The organism is Acinetobacter sp. ME22 (genome assembly GCF_022012315.1).
GTDB lineage: Bacteria > Pseudomonadota > Gammaproteobacteria > Pseudomonadales > Moraxellaceae > Acinetobacter > Acinetobacter brisouii_A.
Genome location: NZ_JAKLTL010000006.1, coordinates 48,022 through 68,236, shown reverse-complemented (window position 1 = coordinate 68,236; position 20,215 = coordinate 48,022). Strand labels below are relative to the sequence as shown.

Sequence of the window (20,215 nt, the reverse complement as noted above, 5' to 3'; positions counted from 1 at the left end):
CGTGGGTAAGTGTGAATAACGCTCCCGTTACTCACACCTGCCTATCAATACTTGAGTAGTGGAATTATTGAGGATCTGCTTTGGTTTTTTTCAACAAAGTCAATAAGTTGGCCGCTTTTGGTTTTACCAACCAGAACTTACGACTATAGTAGTCAAACTCATTACGGATCTTATACGCCCAAGCACTACCTGTTTCTTTAATATGTTCATCTAAAATACGAAGCAAGAACTCTTGATGGTCTTCCATCGATTCAGTTGAGATACGTGTCAAGTCAATCAATTCGTGGTTATAGTAGTCCACAAAGTCATTGTCAAGATCAAGTACATACGCAAAGCCACCTGTCATACCTGCACCGAAGTTATGACCCACTTTACCCAGTACTGTCACGATACCGCCTGTCATGTATTCACAGCAGTGGTCGCCCGCACCTTCAATCACCGCAAATGCACCAGAGTTACGAACTGCGAAACGCTCACCTGCTGTACCTGCTGCAAACAACTTACCGCCTGTTGCACCATACAAGCAAGTATTACCAATAATCGCTGTATTTTGCGTTTGGAATGGCGAACCTTTTGGTGGGAAGATCGACACTCGACCACCCGCCATACCTTTACCGACATAGTCGTTGGCATCGCCTTCAAGTTTGATATGCAAACCACCCGCATTCCAAACACCCAGTGATTGACCTGCTGTACCTGTCAAATTCAAGATGACTGGATGTGCTTCCATGCTCAAATCACCGTAACGACGAGCAATTTCACCTGACAAGCGTGCACCAATCGAACGGTCACAGTTACTTACAGGGTAAGAGAACTCACCGCCCTGACCTGATTCAATCACAGGTAAAGCTTCGCTCACCATTTTCTCAGCAAGAACACCTTTATCAAATGGTGCATTGCCCTGAGTTTGGCAGTATTGCGCTTTGCCTTCTGCTGCAGGATGTGACTCAAGTAATGGCGTCAAATCAAGATGCGCGTGTTTGTCAGTTTCACCCGGTAATACTTCAAGCAAGTCCACACGACCAATCAAGTCTTTGAGTGATGCAACACCCAATGCAGCCAACCATTCACGTGTTTCTTCCGCAATAAAGTGGAAGAAATTGATCAACATTTCAGGTTCACCGATATAGTGATCCTGACGCAAGTTATCTTGCTGAGTTGCAACACCTGTTGCACAGTTATTCAAGTGACAAATACGCAGGTATTTACAACCTAAAGCGATCATTGGGGTTGAACCAAAGCCAAAGCTTTCTGCACCCAAGATAGCTGCTTTTACAACATCCAGACCTGTTTTCAAACCGCCGTCAGTCTGTACACGAACCTTGCCACGCAAGTCATTCACGCGAAGTGCTTGATGTGCTTCACTTAGACCCAATTCCCACGGAGAACCCGCATGGTGAATTGAAGACAATGGCGAAGCTGCTGTACCACCGTCATAACCTGAAATAGTAATGAAGTCGGCATAAGCTTTGGCAACACCCGCTGCAATTGTCCCTACACCCGGTTCAGAAACCAGTTTTACCGATACCATTGCTTTCGGATTGACTTGTTTCAAGTCAAAGATGAGCTGTGACAAATCTTCAATCGAGTAAATGTCATGGTGTGGCGGTGGAGAAATTAGCGTTACACCCGGCACAGAGTAACGTAAACGAGCAATTAAGCTGTTCACTTTACCACCTGGTAACTGACCACCTTCACCTGGTTTTGCACCTTGTGCAACTTTAATCTGCAAGACTTCTGCTGAAGTTAAGTATGCTGGAGTTACACCAAAACGACCTGAAGCGATCTGTTTGATTTTCGAGTTACGAATTGTGCCGTAACGCGCAGGGTCTTCACCACCCTCACCCGAGTTTGAACGCCCACCAATGGTGTTCATTGCAATCGCAATCGCTTCGTGTGCTTCTGGAGAAAGCGCACCCAAAGACATCCCCGCAGAGTCAAAACGTGGCAGAATTGCTTCAACCGCTTCAACCTGATCGAGTGCAATTGAATTCGTGGTTTTCAACTTAAATAAATCACGAATGGTTGCCACTGGGCGGTTATTCACCAACTCAGCATATTCTTTAAAGTCTTCGTATTTGCCTGAACGTACAGATTTGTGTAAAGCATTGATCACATCAGGGTTAAATGCATGATATTCCTTACCAAACACGAATTTCAACATACCGCCTTGGTCGATTGGCTTACGGTTTTTCCATGCCAAATCTGCCAATTGTTTTTGGTCATTTTCAAGGTCAACAAATGTCGCACCCTGAATACGGCTTGGTACGCCAGTGAAACACTTATCTACAACTTGTTTCGACAGACCAACTGCTTCAAAGAGTTGACCACCACGATAAGATGCAACAGTTGAAATCCCCATTTTAGAGAGAACTTTCAACAAGCCTTTCTCAATACCTTTACGGAAGTTGGCTTGGGCGTGGATTGGGTCACCCAACAATTCGCCTTTTGCAATCAAGTCATTGATGACGTCATACGCCAAGTATGGATAGATCGCGGTTGCACCAAAGCCCAAGATCACTGCAAATTGGTGTGGATCACGTGCAACAGCAGTTTCCAAAATCAGGTTCGCGTCGGTACGTAAGCCTGTTTTACCTAAGTGGTGATGAATTGCACCAGTCGCCAAAACAGCATTGGCAGGTAAATAACCTTCACGGATTTTCTTATCTGAAATCACCAGTAAAGTTTTACCCTCACGGATAGCCTGTGCAGATTCTTCACAGATACGTGCAATCGCAGCTTCCAAACCTTCTGACTCAGGGTAGTTCAAGTCGATGTCGGCAATCTCATAGCCTTTACGACCCAAAGTACGCAACTGATGCATTTTTGAATTTGAAAGCACTGGACTTGAGATAATCAAACGATCTGCATGCTCAGGGCCTTGTTCAAATACGTTTTGTTCGCGTCCCATACAGGTTTCAAGTGACATCACAATCGATTCACGTAATGGATCGATTGGCGGATTGGTGACCTGAGCAAACTGCTGACGGAAGAAATCCGAAACATGACGGACTTGACGTGACAATACCGCCATTGGCGTATCATCACCCATTGAACCCACAGCTTCCTGACCACTTTCTGCGATAGGACGCAACAATTGATCACGCTCTTCAAATGTCACCATAAACATTTTCTGAGCTGCTTTTAGATTGTCACCTGTTAAACCTTTATCAATTAAATGCTCTTCAAGCTCTGGGCTACCTTGTAGACGCACTGCATTTTCACGCAACCATTGACGGTATGGACGCATCTTTTTCAAGTGTGAACTAACATCACTGGTATCTAGCAGCTTGCCTGTTGCGGTATCGATCACGAGAATCTGACCAGGTCCCACACGACCTTTAGAAATAACATCTTCAGGTTCGTAGTCCCATACACCAATCTCAGAAGCAAGGGTCATATAACCATTTTTGGTAATCACCCAACGCGCAGGACGTAAACCATTACGGTCAAGCATACAAATCGCATGACGACCATCTTGAATGACTAGACCCGCAGGGCCATCCCATGCTTCCATGTGCTTAGAGTTAAATTCATAGAATGCACGCAAGTCAGCATCTAAAGTTTCAACGTTTTGCCATGCTGGTGGTACAAGCATACGTAGCGCACGGAATAAGTCCATGCCACCACCCACCAAAATCTCAAGCATGTTGTCTAGGCTTGAGGAATCTGAGCCTGTCACATTGACCAATGGATTAAGATCAGTTAAGCCTGGCAGTAATGGATTTTCAAATTTTGGAGTACGTGCAATTGCCCAGTTACGGTTTGCAGTAATGGTATTGATTTCACCATTGTGCGCCAAATAACGGAATGGCTGCGCCAATTTCCAACGTGGCAAAGTATTGGTTGAGAAACGTTGATGGAACACCACAATATGAGATTCCAAGCGCTCATCGGCAAGGTCTGTATAGAAGTCAGCAATCGCAGCTGGCATCATCAAACCTTTATACGTAATGACATTTGAGCTTAATGTTGTCACATAAAATGAAGCATCATTGACAAGTGCTTCTTCTGCACGACGACGTGCCATGAATAGCTTACGGTTGAATTCAACCTCGCTCACACCCATTGGGCAGTTCACAATCACTTGTTCAAATGCAGGTAGAGACTCGAGTGCAATTTCACCAAGAACATCGTTATTGGTTGGCACAACACGCCAAGCAATGACACGTAGACCTTCGTCATCGAGTTCTTTGGTGAGCACATTTTTTGAATGTTGTGCTAAAGCAGGGTCAAGATTTAGAAAAACAGTACCAACAGCAAAAATTTCGCTTAAGGTAATATCGCTGAGTTTTTTAGCCTCTTCACGGAAGAAAGCTTTTGGCATGGCAAGTAATAAGCCACAACCATCTCCTGTTTTACCATCGGCGGCAATCCCACCACGGTGCGTCATGCAGCTTAAACTATGAATCGCTGTCTTCACAAGATGATGACTAGCGTCTCCCTGCATATGGGCAATAAGCCCAAATCCACAGTTATCCTTAAACTCATCAGGTTGGTATAAACCTTGAGCGGGAGCTACAGTATTTGGCGATGGCATGTGCATAGCGTACCCTTCTTTCAACATTGCTCTATGAGCATCACATATATCAAATTCCCTTCGCGACTTAAGCCTCAGACCTCACAGCAAAAGTGCGCAGGCAGCTCTCAAGAATAGCCCCTTTGGGAGTTATCTTGCATTACTTTTATGACAAAAATATGCCTTTCTGCACTAGACTTTGGTTATGATTGGACAAGAGGCTATATGCGCCCACATTGAATTTTTTTGCTCCAAAATAAGGACAATTAACTCAACTCATGCACCATTTAAGCAAAATATGTGCCAAATAGTACATTTCACATACAAAATTCATATATTTCAGTTAAGTAAGCCTAAAAAGTGCATTAAAACAGATTTTACCGCTTGTTAAAAATGCACTTAAAATGTGCAAAATTTACATTTTGTTTATTTTTTGCCTTATTTTAGAACTTTTTTTATGCGATTTTCTTTAAAATTTACGCACAAAATCAGTGCATTTGTATTTTTTAATGAGGTGCTGATGCTTCTATCCCTGCCGATTGCGTTACACTGACTACATTCCCTTCATGATCTTTTCGTGTAATCGTAGTCTGTACAGCGGGCGTAGTGGTCGTCACCGTAGAAGTTGCTGGTACGACTGAAACTACAGGCGTTTGAGGAATCGCTGCTGGTTTTAGCTTCACATTATATAATTGCTGATTAGAAGACAATTCATCTGCCCCCATATCATTGACCAAATCAGCATAATTTTTGAGTGCGACAGTTTTAGGGTGAATTGATTTCGGTAAACCCAAATTCAATTGTTGTAATTGTTCTTGAGCATTATCCTCACTGTTATATAAACCATACAATAAGATATAACGCTCTGGCTGATGCTCTATCGATAAACGCAAATAAATAAATTTTTGGCGATCTGAACGTTTATCTAAAAAATCCTGTATTAACTCTTCTTTATTGGTTTCAAAAATTTCAAGCGCATAATTTTTAATATTGGTCTGAATAAAGTGTGTACCACGAAACTCAGCACTATGCTGACCTGAAGCCACAACACGTGTGGTTTGTTGAAGTGGGCGAACCTCATCAACCATCACCCCCAAATTGGGGATCGCAGACAATTTCTCCGCCTGAAACTGCGGTTGTACATCTTCTTGTGTAGGCTGAGCTGCATGCTTTAGTGGCTTTGACGTACTAAATAACCCACAGATCCCTGCCGCAACTAAGCAGATACCACCACCAATCAACAATACTCGACGAATGATTGTGGTATTTGCCAATTGTTGCTCTAACATCATCGTACCTTATTCTTGATTCGCTAAAATGGCTTGTTGCATCAACTGAACATCAAAATCTTTCGTAATTACAGCTTGTCCAAGTTGACGGATTAGCACTAAACGTAACTGCCCATTGAAAACTTTTTTATCATGAGACATATAAGATAAAAATTGTTCCAATGGAATCACAGGGCATTTTATCGGTAATTGAGCACGCTGAATAATATTTTTTGTACGCAACACATCTGCTTCAGAGATCCAACCTAGACGACAAGATAAATCTGCTGCCATAACCATACCTGTTGCAACTGCCTCACCATGTAGCCAGACCCCATATCCAAGATAGGATTCAATTGCATGACCAAAAGTATGTCCAAGATTTAATAATGCTCGTTCGCCTTGTTCTTTTTCATCATTGGCGACAATTCGAGCTTTATGTGCACATGAACGATAAACAGCCTCAGCCAACAGATGCTCATCACCTGCAACCAATCCATCCATATGCTGTTCTAACCATGCCAAGAATTCAATATCACCCAGCAAGGCATATTTAATCACTTCAGCTAAACCTGCAGAAAGTTCACGTGGAGGCAGTGTTTTGAGTTGAGCCATATCCGCAAGAACAACTTGTGGTTGTTTAAATGCCCCAATCATGTTCTTACCCAATGGATGATTGATCCCAGTTTTCCCACCTACGCTCGAATCGACTTGAGAAAGTAATGTGGTTGGCACTTGTACAAAATCAACACCACGTTGGAAACTTGCAGCAGCAAATCCTGCCATATCCCCAACCACACCACCACCAAGCGCCAATACAGTACAGTCTCGGTTAAACCCTGAAGACAATAAAGCATCAAAAATAAGATTCAAATGTTCAATATTTTTATATTTTTCACCATCAGGCAAAATACAATGTGCAACAGTTTTGCCCAAGTTTTGCAATGCTTGTTGATAATGTTCCAAATATAAAGGTGCAACCGTATCATTGGATACAATCATGACTTGCTTACCCAAAATATAAGGCGCAAGCAATGCTTGAGGATCAAGCTGACTACCAATATAAATTGGGTAACGACGCTCACCCAACTCCACATATAACGTTTGCATAGTGAAAACCAAGAAAATTAAATTGAATAATGAACAGCGATATCTTTCAGAATCTTTTGTGCAAGTTCCCTTGCTCCACCTTGATGAGTATCAATCACGTAGTGTGCAACTTCTCGGTACAAAGGATCTCTTAAAGTCAGCAAGTCCTGTAACCGCTTTTCAGGGTTTTCGACTTGCAATAAGGGACGGTTTTTATCACGGTAAGTACGCTGTAACTGCACTTCAACAGGTGCAAATAAATAAACCACAATGCCCCGCTGATGCAAAGCATTGCGATTTGGCAATTGAGTAACTACTCCACCACCTGTTGCGAGCACCAAATTAGAACGCTTAGTTAATTCATCAATCACCAATTGTTCGCGCTGACGAAATCCGAGCTCACCCTCTTTTTCGAAAATCCAAGGAATTGAAGCACCTGTTTTCCGTTCAATTTCGTGATCACTATCAACAAACTCTCGACCTAAAAGCTCTGCAAGATGTCGACCAACAGTTGTCTTTCCAGCCCCCATGGGCCCTACCAAATAAATATTTGGCAGGGTATTGAATGCTTTGTTTGGCAAGGAGCCACCTACTCAATTACAGCGATGATTTTATATTAATGATTTCTAGAAACAGTGTCATCCACAATTCGTGGTGTAATAAAGATGAGAAGCTCACTTTTACTATCACTTGTAGTGGTCGATTTAAATAAGTTACCAATCCAAGGTAGATCACCCAAGAAAGGAACCTTACTCACATCTTTTTGTCGTGTATCTTCATAGATCCCGCCCAAGACAACGGTTTCACCATTATTAACTAATACATTGGTTTGCAATGCATTGGTATCAATAACATAACCCGCACTTGTCAAAGAACCGACTGTATCTTTGGTAATTTTCAATTTCATTTGAACATTACCATCTGGAGTAATGCTTGGAGTCACATTTAACTCCAAATTTGCATCTTGGAATGTCGTTGTTGTTCCAGAGTTTGCACTACTAGTTGAATAAGGAATCTTTTCGCCTGACTTAATAGTTGCCTCTTGTTTATCGCCCGTCATCACTTTAGGTGTTGAAATAACTTCACCTTGACCTTCAGCTTGTAATGCGGAGAGTTCCAAGGTTAATAATGTATCAGCTGTACTAATTAAACCAAATGCAATACTTGCAGCACTTGTTCCTGAACTTGAACTTGATGCACCAAAATCTACACCCAAATTATCAGAAATTGTATCGTCAGTACCGTTATATTTATTATTCCAACGAGTGGTTAAATTATCACTGTTACTTGATACGCTTGTGCCTGAGTCAACTCCCCATTTAACACCGATAGAACGGGAAAAATCTGTTGTTGCTCGAACAATACGTGCTTCAATCATCACCTGTTTTACAGGTAAATCAATTTGTTTAATGATATTTTTCAGCTGCTCAATTTTTTCAGCTGTATCATTCATAATCACTGTATTGGTACGAGTATCAGTTACGATAGAACCTCGGCTACTTAACAATGATCTCATTCCTTCATCTGTAGAAGAATTAGTATTTGTATTTGCCTTATTTGCAGCATTCTCAATCATGTTCTTGACGTCTTCTGCCTTCACATAATTAAGCTGCATTGTTTCACTTTGTAATGGCGCAAGCTTAATTGACTGAGCATATGCTTTCGCTTCATCTTCTTCTGATTTCAGCAACTCAGATACAGGAGCAACCCAGATGACATTACCATTTTTCCGTTTATCCAAATTCTTGGATTTCATAATAATATCAAGAGCTTGATCCCACGGAACATCTTTCAATCGTAATGTAATGTTACCTTGAACACTATCCGAGGTAACAATATTTACCCCTGTAAAATCTGCAAGTAGTTGCAGAACACGACGTACCTCAATATCTTGAAAATCTAGTGAAATTTTCTTGCCTGTATATTTATGACTAATACGTGGCTGATTAGCTACAGTTGTAGTTTCTTCTTTCTTTGCAACACTAATGACTAAACGGTTATCTGTTTGATATGCCATATAGTCAAAGCTACCATTGGATTGAATATTAACAATCCCATTATGCCCTTCATTAAAAGCATCCACCGAAGATACTGGGGTAGCAAAGTCATTCACATTTAAACGGCGCGCCAATGCAACAGGAATTTTATTCCCCAAGAAACGCACAACAATTTTATTCCCTTGCTGTTTGACATCAACAGGGGTATTTGGGTTGGACAAATCAATCACAACCTGCCCTTCGCCCTTATCACCACGATTAAAACCAACATTGGTCACACCTGTTGCTACCACTGTCTGTGGAACAACTGCTGGCATTTTTGTGGCTGCTGTAGCTGCACTATTAATCTTAAGAATAAAAGTATTGCCTTCTACACGGGTCGTAAAAGCACCTGCCTGCTTTAAGTTCACAGTTAAACGTGCACGTTGTGCGTCTGCCGCCAAATCCACTGAACTTGCTTCTGATGTTGAAACAGGAATAGATGCTTGTTTAACTGTTTGTGTTGCCTTATCAAAATCTAGAATTAGACGTGATGGTTGTTCAACCTGATAAGCCTGTGGTTGCGGTGGTAGACCATTAAACATGACACGGATTTCTGTGCCTTGCCCTGGAATTTGCATAGGTACAACATTTGTAATTGCAACAGCAGCATTCGCGATCTGCACCATTGCCATTGCGACAGCCCCTAGAGCAAATTGGTGAATAACTGGCTTCATTCGTTGCATATCCCCAAATTTTTTTACAGATTTTTTCATTATTATTCCTCAAATTATGCTGCTGGGCCAATTAAAACAAGGCTACGTGGACGTTCAATATAACCATCTCGACCATCCGACACAATCTCAACCAAATCAATTTGTGTTGGGGTAATCTTAGTAATACGCCCTTGGTTTAAGCCCATATAATTTCCAACCTGAACACGTTCAATTTGCTTATCGGGCGTTTGGATGAGAGCCAAAATCTGACCATTTGCACTACGCAAGCTCCCCTTAAACACCATTGATTCTAAAGCATAACTTTCAAGTGGTTGTGGTTGACGTGAGAAATCTGGATAAACTCGTTTACCTGCCATCACTTTTAACTCAGTAAAAAGAGATTGTGGCAGAAATGGACTACGTAAATTCTGTGCCGCATACTCAAAAGGAGGCACAGGGTCAAATGTCGGAGCCGGTTTAATTGGCATAGCAGGCTCACTCCGAATTTTTGCCATCTCCTCATTTACAGCATCAATTTGGGAACTACAACCCACCACCAGAAATACAGGCAATAAAGCAAGAATCATACGCTTGTTCATTATTTTGCTGCTCCTGATTGTGGCTCAGATGCAGATGCTTGCTCTTCTGCACCAAGGTAACGATAAGTTTTTGCATGAACAGTATAAGTCACAACAGGAATATCAGATTTTTTGTTGTCATCTTGCCCTGCAACCATAGAAAAGTCATGCATTGTTACAATTCGTGGTAAAGCTGCGATTGCACTGGCAAACTGTCCAAAGACATGATAATCACCCGTTGCCTGAATAGAGATCGGTTGTTCCATAAAGAATTCTTGTTTGACTTCTGGATCAAGCGAAATATTTTTAAACTTCAGACCTGCTGTCACACCTGTCACGTTAATATCTTCAACTAACCCTGGAATTTCAGATTCTTTTGGCAACTGCTGTAACTGCTGATTAAAATCGGCTTGCATTTTCACAAGTTGTTTTTGATACAACTGTAAATTTCGCAATTTAGAATCTTTTTCTCTATACTCATTGAGCAAATTGGCTTCTTGAGCTTGGGCTGTCGTAATCGAATCCATTTTCGAACTAATTAGCACGAAATAACCCACAATACATACAATGACAAAAATAAAAACCCAACAGGTTAGTTTAACCGAAATCGGCCATCCGCCATAATTTGCGGTATCTAATGAGTTAAACTGTTTCACAAAACGATCTAATGTCATTTTGTTTTTCACAGGTTTGACTGCATTTTCATTTGATTCATCTAATTGTTCTTGGCTCATTTTGCAGCCCCTTGTGTAGGTTGTGCCTCTGAAGCAACTTGATCTTCTGTGGTTTGTGCAATTTGCCCCAGATCAGCAGTTACAACAAATTTCCCATATCCTTCTTCTACACGTGGCACAACAGAGGTCTGTTGTGGTTGATTCGTTGTATTATCTGCAGAATCAAAGGATTTCATAAATACATTACGAAACCATGGTGAGTTGCCTAAATTACGCATAAAGTCAGCAACGACATTTGGACTCTCTGCCTTACCTTCAATGGTAAAACGATCACCTACACGTTCTAGTTTAGTTAAATACATATTGCTCGGTACAGAACGAGCAAGTTGATCAATTAAACGAACTGCGATTGGGCGTTGAGCCTGTAGATCTTGAATCAACTTCATACGCTCAACAATCGCTTGAGTTTGTTTTTGTAAGCCATCCAAGGACTTTAATTTTTGATCAAGCTGCTGATTGCTTGAAGTAATCAGTTGATTGGCATCTTCTTGATCACTTAATTTTTGATCAAAATACATCCATGTTACAAAAACAGCAAAAACCCCAAGGACAGCAACAAGAATTGCAATTAAAACAAAAGTTTTTTTACGTTGTTCTCGGAGTTCATCGCGCCAAGGTAATAAGTTTATTTTTGACATTAATCAAAACTCCTTAACGCTAAACCACAAGCAACCATAAGAGAGGAAGCATCATCTTCAATTTTCTTAATATTAATTTGCGGAGAAAAACCCATTTGCAAGAATGGATTTGCAACAGTGACACGGTATCCTAATTGTTGTTGTAATACCTTAGCCAACCCTGGCAAATTCGCCGTCCCACCTGCCAATAAAATATGGTCAATATCATTAAATTGTGATGATGAAAAAAACAACTGGAGTGAGCGCTGTGCTTGTTGAGCGACACTATCCATAAATGGCAATAGAACTTCAGAATCAAAATCATCTGGTAAAGTTCTTTCTTTTTTTGCTCGTCCTGCTTCTGGATAAGACAACCCATAGCGAGTCTGAATATCTTTGGTCAGTTGCTTCCCACCAAAAACATGTTCACGGGTATAAACAATTTTTCCATCTTGAACAACAGACAACGTTGTCATGGAATGACCGATATCTAAAATGGCGATAATCCGTGTCCCAAGCGGCAAGGTATTTGAAAATACTCCCAATGCTCGTTCCATGGCATAACTTTCAACATCTGCAACTTTAGCAGTTAGACCTGCATAAATTAAAGCTTCATTGCGAGCTTCCACGTTTTCGGTACGCGTTGCAACAAGCAAAACGTTCACACGCCCTGGACGCGATGCAGGGTCTGGAAGGACTTCAAAATCTAAACTGACATCATCAAGCGGAAATGGGATATACTGCTCAGCATCCATTCGAATTTGTATTTCTCGCTCATCATCATTCATATCTTCATCCATTTCGATGATTTTATGAATAACACTTGAAGTTGGAACTGCAAAAGCTGCATTTACCGTAGATGGATTTCCCACATCTAATGCTTTTTCTAATGCTTCTGCAACTGCTTCAGGATTGATGATATTTTTTTCAACTACAGCACCTTCTGGCAAAGGAATTAGGGCATAGCTTTCTACACAATAACGCCCACTCTTTACCGACAGCTCCAGCATCTTTACAGAAGTTGAACTAATATCAACCCCAATTAACCCCTTTTTAGGTTTACGATATAACCTTAGCACAATGTTTATTCCTGTTATTTTTTATTTAGAATAGCATAATACCCTGTCGTGTATGCGGTTTCGTCTGGATAATAACGTAATAATACCCTGAACAAGGTTCTTCTCGGCTATACTGGGCTTCAGCTATACTCAACTTCAGTCGCCCATTGCATATTAAATATTACTTGTTATGAAAAATCTATCGTGTTCAGGTCGAATTCATCCAATTTTTTTGTTTTTTCTAATTGTTATTTTGCTGGTTCCAATGGGCTTCTATGGCATGTATTTATACATCGCCCCTTCTTTACCTGAAATGAGCAGCTTGAAGAAAGCACCTTTGCTCAAACCCATTCAAATTTATACATCAGACAATCAACTAATTGCCGAATATGGTGGACAATTATCCGTTCCCGTTGACTATAAGCAAATTCCTACACATTTTATTCAAGCTTTTTTAGCTGCTGAAGACTCTTCTTTTTTTGAACATAGTGGCATTAGTTTTAAAGGCTTGGGGCGAGCTGTAAGTGAAAGTATCACAGGCTCTGATATACAAACAGGTGGTTCAACGATCACCATGCAGGTGGCAAAAAACTATTATTTAACTCGAGAACGTACCTTAAAGCGCAAACTGACTGAAATCTTCCTTGCACGTAAAATAGAACAAAACCTCAACAAACAAGAAATTCTCACGTTATATGTTAATAAGATTTTTCTGGGTAAAAATGCCTACGGTATTGCAGCAGCTGCCAAGATTTATTATGACAAGAACATTAATCAACTCAGTATTGCGCAGATGGCAATGATTGCGGGTTTACCTAAAGCGCCATCGAAGTATAACCCTGTTGCCAACCCTGAACGTGCCCTTGAACGCCGTAACTGGATTTTAGGGCGTATGCGTCAACTGGGTTATATCAATCAATCTGATTATCAAAAATCAATTGAAGAACCCCTCAATCTCAATATGCCAGACCGAGGTATTTCAACTCGCTATCCGTATGTCGGTGAGATGGTTCGTGCCGAGATTGTTGATAAGTTTGGTGAGCAGGCAGTCAATTCAGGTTTTAAAATCTACACCACGATTGATAGTAAACGTCAGGAATACGCTGAACAATCGGTACAAGAGGGTCTAGAAGATTATGACCGTCGTCATGGTTGGCGTGGTGCTGAAGCACATGGTGTTCCTTTATCGAGATTTTTTACATATGCCAATAATTACCCTGCAAAAGTCATTAAAGTTGAAAAGAACAGTTTTGAAGCTGAATTAAAAGATGGTGCGATTGTCACCGTTCCTTGGTCAGGTATGGCATGGGCACGTCCATATCGCAACGCCAATAGTGTCGGTGCAGCACCTACCCGCGCAGCTCAAATTGTAAAAACAGATGATATTGTTCGCTTACGTCCAAATGACAATAAAACGGTCTGGTCTTTGGTACAAATTCCGAAAGTACAAGGACAACTGATCGCAATGAATCCAAACAATGGTGCTATTGAGGCTGTTGTTGGTGGATACAGTTATGCGCAATCGACCTTTAACCGTGCAACACAAGGCTGGCGTCAACCCGGTTCAACCATTAAACCGTTTATTTATGCCCTTGCATTAGAGCGTGGCATGACACCTTATACGATGGTCAATGACAGCCCGATTACGATTGGTAAATGGTCACCTAAAAACTCGGATGGTCGTTATTTAGGAATGATTCCTCTGCGTCGTGCACTCTATCTTTCTCGAAATACGGTCTCTGTACGCTTGTTGCAAAGCGTAGGGGTTGATCGCGCGCGTCAATTACTGATGGACTTTGGTTTGCAGGAGAATCAAATTCCGAATAACTTCACTATTGCTTTAGGTACGCCGCAGGTACTTCCTGTACAAATGGCAACAGGTTATGCCACGTTTGCCAATGGTGGTTTCCGCGTTGAGCCTTACTTTATTGAGCATATTGAAGATGCGTATGGCAAAACCATTTATAAAGCCAATCCAGAATATGCATGTATTTCGTGTATCAATCCAGATCATCAAGAAGCGGCTTCAGAGCAGACCACCACACCTGATGATGAAGCATTTAAGCAACAGCCCGCTCTCACCACTCAACAAGCCGACGCAACTAAAAGTGATTATCGTCAAGCTCAGCGGATTATTAAATCCAGTTCCGCTTATGATATGGCAAACATTCTACGCGATGTGATTCAACATGGTACTGGACGCGCTGCCTTAAAAATTGGTCGTGATGATTTGGGGGGTAAAACAGGAACCACCAATGATGCCAAAGATGCTTGGTTTGCAGGCTTCAATGGGAAATTAGTGGCAGTTGCTTGGGTCGGCTTTGATCAGCCAACGACTTTGGGACGCTTAGAATATGGTGGCGTTGCCGCATTGCCTGTTTGGAGTAATTTTATGGCACGTTCTTTACAAGGCACACCATCAGCATGGGTGACTTTAGACAAAAATGCCAAAGCACCTATTTCTCATGGTCAAACGATTATTGAGCAGATTGATCGCAATGAAAATCGTGTTGCGCCACCACTGGCTCGCCCTGCTTATCGCCCTGCGCCTGCAGCAAAACCAGCCACACGCAAACAAGATGAAGAGGATTTTTCTGATCTACCAGGTGAGGAGATCCTCATTCCTACTGAAAAAGCTCCACCTAAGCTCAATAATCCACAACCTGCAACTGCGACTAAAAAATCCAATCCTGACGCTTTGGAACAACTGATTAATCAAGTGAACTAAACGTAGAAAGCCGTCAAATGACGGCTTTCTTTTTAAATAAATACAACTGAAAACTGGCTGTAACTTGCAAATGATCACGCTCTTCCAAAGCCTGACGTTTTTCAGGTTTCGCTTTGTAAGCATAAGGTGTCATTGCAAGTAAATTGATAATATCCTGTTGCTGCAAATCGAGTTCAGCATCAACGATAGATGATTCAATCAACTCAAAGTTTTCACTCATCTGTGCCACAAATTTTTCTGGCTCATGCAAATTGACTTGTTCAAACAAAGCTTCGCGTAAATCATATAAATGACGAGGCGCAGGCGTCACCACCAAACACAAACCATCATCTTTTAAAATGCGCAAAATTTCTGGTTGTGGAATTGGACTAAACAAACTGCTGCACAAATCAATTGACTGATCTAAAGCAGGTAAAACTGCCCCCGTTCCTACCACCCAAGTCACGGCTTGATTCAGTTTCGCTGCGCGTTGCACGGCACTTTTGGCAATATCCACACCGACACATTGTTCTACATGAGCTTGCATGGCACTGGTGTAATAACCCTCTCCACAACCAATATCCAACAATGTTTTTGGCTGATAACGCGCTAATAACTGCTCCACAGCCTGACGTAGCGGGGCATAAAAACCTGCGGAGAGAAATGCACGTCGTGCATCGACTGCTTCTGGGGTATCTCCAGGATGTTTGCTGTGTTTATGCTGTACCACATGCAAATTGACATAACCTTGTTTGGCTAAATCAAAACTATGCCCCTGCGGGCAACGCCAAGTTCTTGCATTTAAGGTCAGTGAATCTCGGCAAACAGGGCACATCAGCACTTGCATCGTGTTTTAACTCCAGTGAAAGGACAAATAAAAAAGCTGACCGAAGCCAGCTTTTTTTGCATTGGGTTTGGGATTAACGCAATTTTAACGTCATTAAGCCAACAACCACCAGAATAATTGTGATGATCCAGAAACGAATCACGACTTGGGTTTCTTTCCAGCCTTGTTTTTCATAGTGATGATGCAAGGGTGCCATCAAGAAAACGCGCTTATTACGCATGCGTAATGAACCAATTTGCAGGAAGACTGAAATCGCTTCCATCACAAAGACACCACCCATGATCGCGAACACAATTTCCTGACGAACCATCACGGCGATTGTACCGAGCATTGCACCGAGTGCCAGCGCACCAACATCTCCCATGAAGACTTGCGCTGGATGCGCGTTGTACCACAAGAATGCCAAGCCTGCGCCAATCATAGCCGCACAAATTACAATCAGTTCAGACGAGTATTTGATATATGGAATATGCAAATAACTGGCAAAACGGACATCCCCAGACAAGTAAGCAAATACGCCTAGACCCGCTGCCACCAAGACGACTGGCATGATCGCAAGACCATCCAAACCATCGGTCAAGTTCACCGCATTGGATGCCCCATTAATCACCAGATAAGTAAAGGCAATAAACGCTAGTCCAAACGGAATGACTGAAAACGGAATGCTCAGGTGTTTAAAGAATGGAATCAGTAAATCTAGCATATTATGTGTATAAACAGGATTATGCTGATTAATTGCAATCACATATAAGGCAATTCCAGCCCCTAAAGATGCCACTGATGTCCAAAAGAATTTCTTACGTGCAGGCAAACCCGCATTGTCTTTATAACGGATTTTGATCCAGTCATCAGCCCAACCGACTGCCCCAAAAATCACCATGACTCCAAGCACAATCCACACATATGGATTAGATAAATCTGCCCAAAGTAACGTACTAATCCCGATCGAAAGCAGGATTAATACCCCACCCATGGTCGGTGTACCCATTTTCTTGGCATGATTTTCTGGCGCAAAAGAACTGACCGCTTGACCGTATTTCAACGCACGCAATTTGCGAATCATCACTGGCCCAAGAAATAGCCCAATCAGCAATGCCGTCAATACACTCAGCAAAGCACGTAATGTCAAATAACGAACAACTTTGAAGGAACTGTCAAATCCCGCCAAATGTTCAAACAACCATAACAGCATTTAAAGCGTCTCCATCAAATCAGCCATCAACGTCTCCATATGGGTATAACGAGAACCTTTAAACAGGAAACTCATGGTCTGAAGTTGATGTTTGTCTACAAGATTGATTAAAAAGGACAATGCTTCTGCTTGAGTCTTAAAGGCATGACAATGTGATGTCGCCGCACCTGCAAGTGTAGCATTCGCAAACTCACCGACTGCAACAAGATAATCTAAACTGCAAGTTGCCAAATCACGCCCCAATGCAAAATGTTCATCGCGACTAGATTCACCCAACTCACCAATATCACCCATCACCATGACTTTAATGCCCTGTTGCTGAGTCAAAACTTCAGCCGCAGCACGCATTGATGTTGGATTGGCATTATACGTATCATCAATCAATAAGTATTGTTCATGCTGAATAAAGTTCAGGCGACCTTTTGCCCCTTTCGCCTGCTGTAAACCTTGCACCACATCATCAAGGGAAATACCAATTGCTAAAGCAAACGCACAGGCAGCTAAGGCATTTTGCACATTGTGTAATCCTGCAAAAGGCAACTCAACCGATGCTGAACCTTGCGGCGTATTGAGAACAAAGCTGGCTGATTGTGGATGCAGTTGAATTTGCTCAGCAAAAACATCACCACCTTCACCAAAACTTAAGCGTTTTTCCGTTTGAACAGCCGTATTGATTTGTGCAGTAAAATCATCTGCTGCTGGAACAATGGATGTCCCCTCAACAGCAATATGACGATAAATTTCCGACTTGGCTTGGCAAATTTTTTCACGCCCACCAAATTCACCTAAATGAGCAGTCCCAATATTGAGAATGCCTGCCACCTGTGGCTGTACCAAATTTGAGGTGTAATCAATTTCACCGACATGACTCGCACCGAGTTCCATCACCGCATACTGATGTTCTGGACGCAATTCCAATAACATCATCGGTACGCCTAAATCGTTATTGAGGTTACCACGAGTAATCAGTGTGGGAGCCAAACGAGATAAAATGCTGCCGAGCATTTCTTTGGTCGTGGTTTTACCACTGCTACCTGTCAGTGCCAAGACTTTCAGCAAAGGAAATTGTTGTCGGCGAAATTGCCCCAAATGTCCCAAAGCCAAACGCGTATCAGCAACCACCAATTGGGCAATGTCAAGCTGTTCAATCGGACGTTCTACAATAACAACCTGACAACCTTGTGCCGCAACATTTTGTACAAAATCATGGGCATCAAAACGTTCACCTTTGAGCGCCAAAAAGGCATCTCCTGCTTCGGCATGACGTGAATCGGTTAAAACCCGCTTAATCGTTTGTTCAGGCTGCTGGTCTTGATACCAGTAGCCTTGTGTCGCCTGTTGGAGTTCAGCCGCTGTCCAAGGCATCAAGGGAACAGTGCTAGTGGTCGATGTATGCATGTGCGTTAATTTTCCAAAGCTGAATACGCGGTAAGCATTCCGTGCTGATGATCGATAGCCGCTTTTACTTCTACCACATCATCAAACCAATGACGAACGCCATCGATTTCCTGATAATTTTCATGTCCTTTGCCTGCAATCACCACAATGTCGCCTGCTTGCGCTTGCGCTACAGCAAACTTAATCGCTTCACGGCGATCATGAATTTCATGAACTTCATGCTGGCTAAAATCAATCCCCTGTTTCATATCGGCAAAGATCTGCTCAGGGTTTTCAGTACGCGGATTATCTGAGGTCAGCAACACAGGATTAGCATGGGCAAGAGCTGCCTGAACCATCAGTGGACGTTTGCCACGGTCACGGTCTCCACCACAGCCGAACACAGCCCATAAACGGTGTTCAACATGACGTTGCAAACTGGTCAAAACCTGAACCAAAGCATCTGGGGTATGCGCATAATCCACCACAAACAAGCGCTGTTGATCACGCAACACCTGCATACGCCCAGGAGCACCTTTTAGCTGTGGAACAACAGCGACCAATTCAGCCAAGTCAAAACCTGCCGCATATGCTGCAATTAAACTAGCCAACAAGTTTTCAACATTGAACTTACCAAGCAATGGGCTACTGACAGTAAACTGCCCGACAGGACTATGTAAGGTAAAACATGCACCTTGCAAGCTAAAACTTAAATCTGAGACATAAAAATCAGCGTGTTGTTGAATTGCATAAGTGAAAATTTTCGGTTGTGCCGAATTATGACGGGCTGCATTCAGCATTACATCAAAATGCTCATCATCCAGATTAATCACCGCATATTTCAGTGTTGGGAATGCAAACAAGCGTGATTTGGCTTCGGCGTATGCTTCAAGTGTTTTGTGATAATCCAAGTGGTCGCGGCTTAAATTGCTATACACCGCAATTTCAATATTACAGCCATTTAAGCGACCTTGCTCCAAACCATGTGAACTGGCTTCAAGTGAGGCAAAACTTGCCCCCTGTTCAGCATAGCTATGCAATAAGTTTTGCAGATGAATGGCATCAACCGTGGTATGTGTCGAGGTTTCTAGATTCGGTAAAATCCCGTTCCCTGTTGTTCCCATGACCGCACAACGCTGTTCTTGAGCACTGATCAATTCCGCAATTAAACGGGAAATGGTGGTTTTTCCATTGGTTCCCGTGACTGCCAAAATACGCAGATTTGTAGTCGGTGCCGTTGCCTGTAAATAAGCTTTTTGCCATGCACCCATTTGTTGACGTACATCTGGACAGACCAAACAGTTTTCTAGTGCCAAAGCCTGCTCTGCAATCACGCCAATCGCACCACGTTGCAATGCTGCTTGAGCAAAAGCCAAGGTTTTTTCAGGTTGTGAATAGCTGGTCAGTGCAATAAAAATCTGCCCTGCTTCCACAGCACGACTGTCTAAACAAAACCCACCAAATGCTTGGGTCATCCAAGGTTGAACTGACTCAACAGGATAAATCTGTTGCAACGTAATCGACATGAAAACTCACC

14 protein-coding genes are annotated in these 20,215 nt (G+C 42.2%); 1 reads left to right on the top strand and 13 read right to left on the bottom strand.

What is annotated here, in order from left to right:
* Positions 1–64: 64 nt before the first annotated feature.
* The 9 genes from gltB to LVY74_RS09810 form a co-directional block, all read right to left on the bottom strand.
* Positions 65–4,540 carry a glutamate synthase large subunit gene (gltB, locus tag LVY74_RS09850; RefSeq protein ID WP_237815061.1) on the bottom strand — a complete coding sequence of 1,492 codons (4,476 nt, stop codon included), beginning with the start codon at positions 4,538–4,540 and terminating at the stop codon, positions 65–67.
* A 485-nt stretch (positions 4,541–5,025) separates the two neighbouring features.
* Complete coding sequence (locus LVY74_RS09845; RefSeq protein ID WP_237814927.1) at positions 5,026–5,811, bottom strand: hypothetical protein; 786 nt, start codon at positions 5,809–5,811, stop codon at positions 5,026–5,028.
* 6 nt (positions 5,812–5,817) lie between these two features.
* A complete protein-coding gene (gene aroB, locus LVY74_RS09840; RefSeq protein ID WP_237814926.1) occupies positions 5,818–6,897 on the bottom strand; it encodes a 3-dehydroquinate synthase in 1,080 nt (359 codons plus the stop codon).
* Positions 6,898–6,914: 17 nt separating this feature from the next.
* Positions 6,915–7,457 carry a shikimate kinase AroK gene (gene aroK / locus LVY74_RS09835; protein ID WP_151708470.1) on the bottom strand — a complete coding sequence of 181 codons (543 nt, stop codon included), beginning with the start codon at positions 7,455–7,457 and terminating at the stop codon, positions 6,915–6,917.
* Between the two features lie 35 nt (positions 7,458–7,492).
* Positions 7,493–9,628: a type IV pilus secretin PilQ gene (locus LVY74_RS09830; RefSeq protein ID WP_237814925.1), complete on the bottom strand. Its 2,136-nt coding sequence runs from the start codon at positions 9,626–9,628 to the stop codon at positions 7,493–7,495.
* Between the two features lie 14 nt (positions 9,629–9,642).
* Entirely contained in the window at positions 9,643–10,167 is a 525-nt protein-coding gene (locus tag LVY74_RS09825) for a pilus assembly protein PilP (protein WP_269090996.1), read from the bottom strand.
* Entirely contained in the window at positions 10,167–10,880 is a 714-nt protein-coding gene (locus LVY74_RS09820) for a type 4a pilus biogenesis protein PilO (protein WP_237814924.1), read from the bottom strand. The genes LVY74_RS09825 and LVY74_RS09820 overlap by 1 nt, the downstream gene beginning before the upstream one ends.
* Positions 10,877–11,518: a PilN domain-containing protein gene (locus LVY74_RS09815; protein WP_237814923.1), complete on the bottom strand. Its 642-nt coding sequence runs from the start codon at positions 11,516–11,518 to the stop codon at positions 10,877–10,879. Before LVY74_RS09815 ends, LVY74_RS09820 begins: the two co-directional genes overlap by 4 nt.
* Positions 11,518–12,576, bottom strand: a complete 1,059-nt coding sequence (locus LVY74_RS09810) for a pilus assembly protein PilM (RefSeq protein ID WP_237814922.1) — start codon at positions 12,574–12,576, stop codon at positions 11,518–11,520. Before LVY74_RS09810 ends, LVY74_RS09815 begins: the two co-directional genes overlap by 1 nt.
* 169 nt (positions 12,577–12,745) lie before the next feature.
* Here LVY74_RS09810 and LVY74_RS09805 point away from each other — a divergent pair, with 169 nt between their 5' ends.
* Positions 12,746–15,283 (top strand): penicillin-binding protein 1A, encoded by a 2,538-nt coding sequence (locus tag LVY74_RS09805; RefSeq protein ID WP_237814921.1) that lies wholly within the window; start codon positions 12,746–12,748, stop codon positions 15,281–15,283.
* 13 nt (positions 15,284–15,296) lie between these two features.
* On the opposite strand, the gene LVY74_RS09800 is transcribed toward LVY74_RS09805, so the two are convergent.
* From LVY74_RS09800 to LVY74_RS09785, 4 genes are all read right to left on the bottom strand, one after another.
* Positions 15,297–16,109 carry a putative RNA methyltransferase gene (locus LVY74_RS09800; RefSeq protein ID WP_442862791.1) on the bottom strand — a complete coding sequence of 271 codons (813 nt, stop codon included), beginning with the start codon at positions 16,107–16,109 and terminating at the stop codon, positions 15,297–15,299.
* Between the two features lie 73 nt (positions 16,110–16,182).
* Positions 16,183–17,301, bottom strand: coding sequence for a phospho-N-acetylmuramoyl-pentapeptide-transferase (gene mraY / locus LVY74_RS09795; protein ID WP_151708462.1), 1,119 nt, complete (start codon positions 17,299–17,301; stop codon positions 16,183–16,185).
* Positions 17,302–18,699: a UDP-N-acetylmuramoyl-tripeptide--D-alanyl-D-alanine ligase gene (locus LVY74_RS09790; protein ID WP_237814920.1), complete on the bottom strand. Its 1,398-nt coding sequence runs from the start codon at positions 18,697–18,699 to the stop codon at positions 17,302–17,304.
* Between the two features lie 5 nt (positions 18,700–18,704).
* Positions 18,705–20,204 (bottom strand): UDP-N-acetylmuramoyl-L-alanyl-D-glutamate--2,6-diaminopimelate ligase, encoded by a 1,500-nt coding sequence (locus LVY74_RS09785; RefSeq protein WP_237814919.1) that lies wholly within the window; start codon positions 20,202–20,204, stop codon positions 18,705–18,707.
* Between the last annotated feature and the right edge of the window lie 11 nt (positions 20,205–20,215).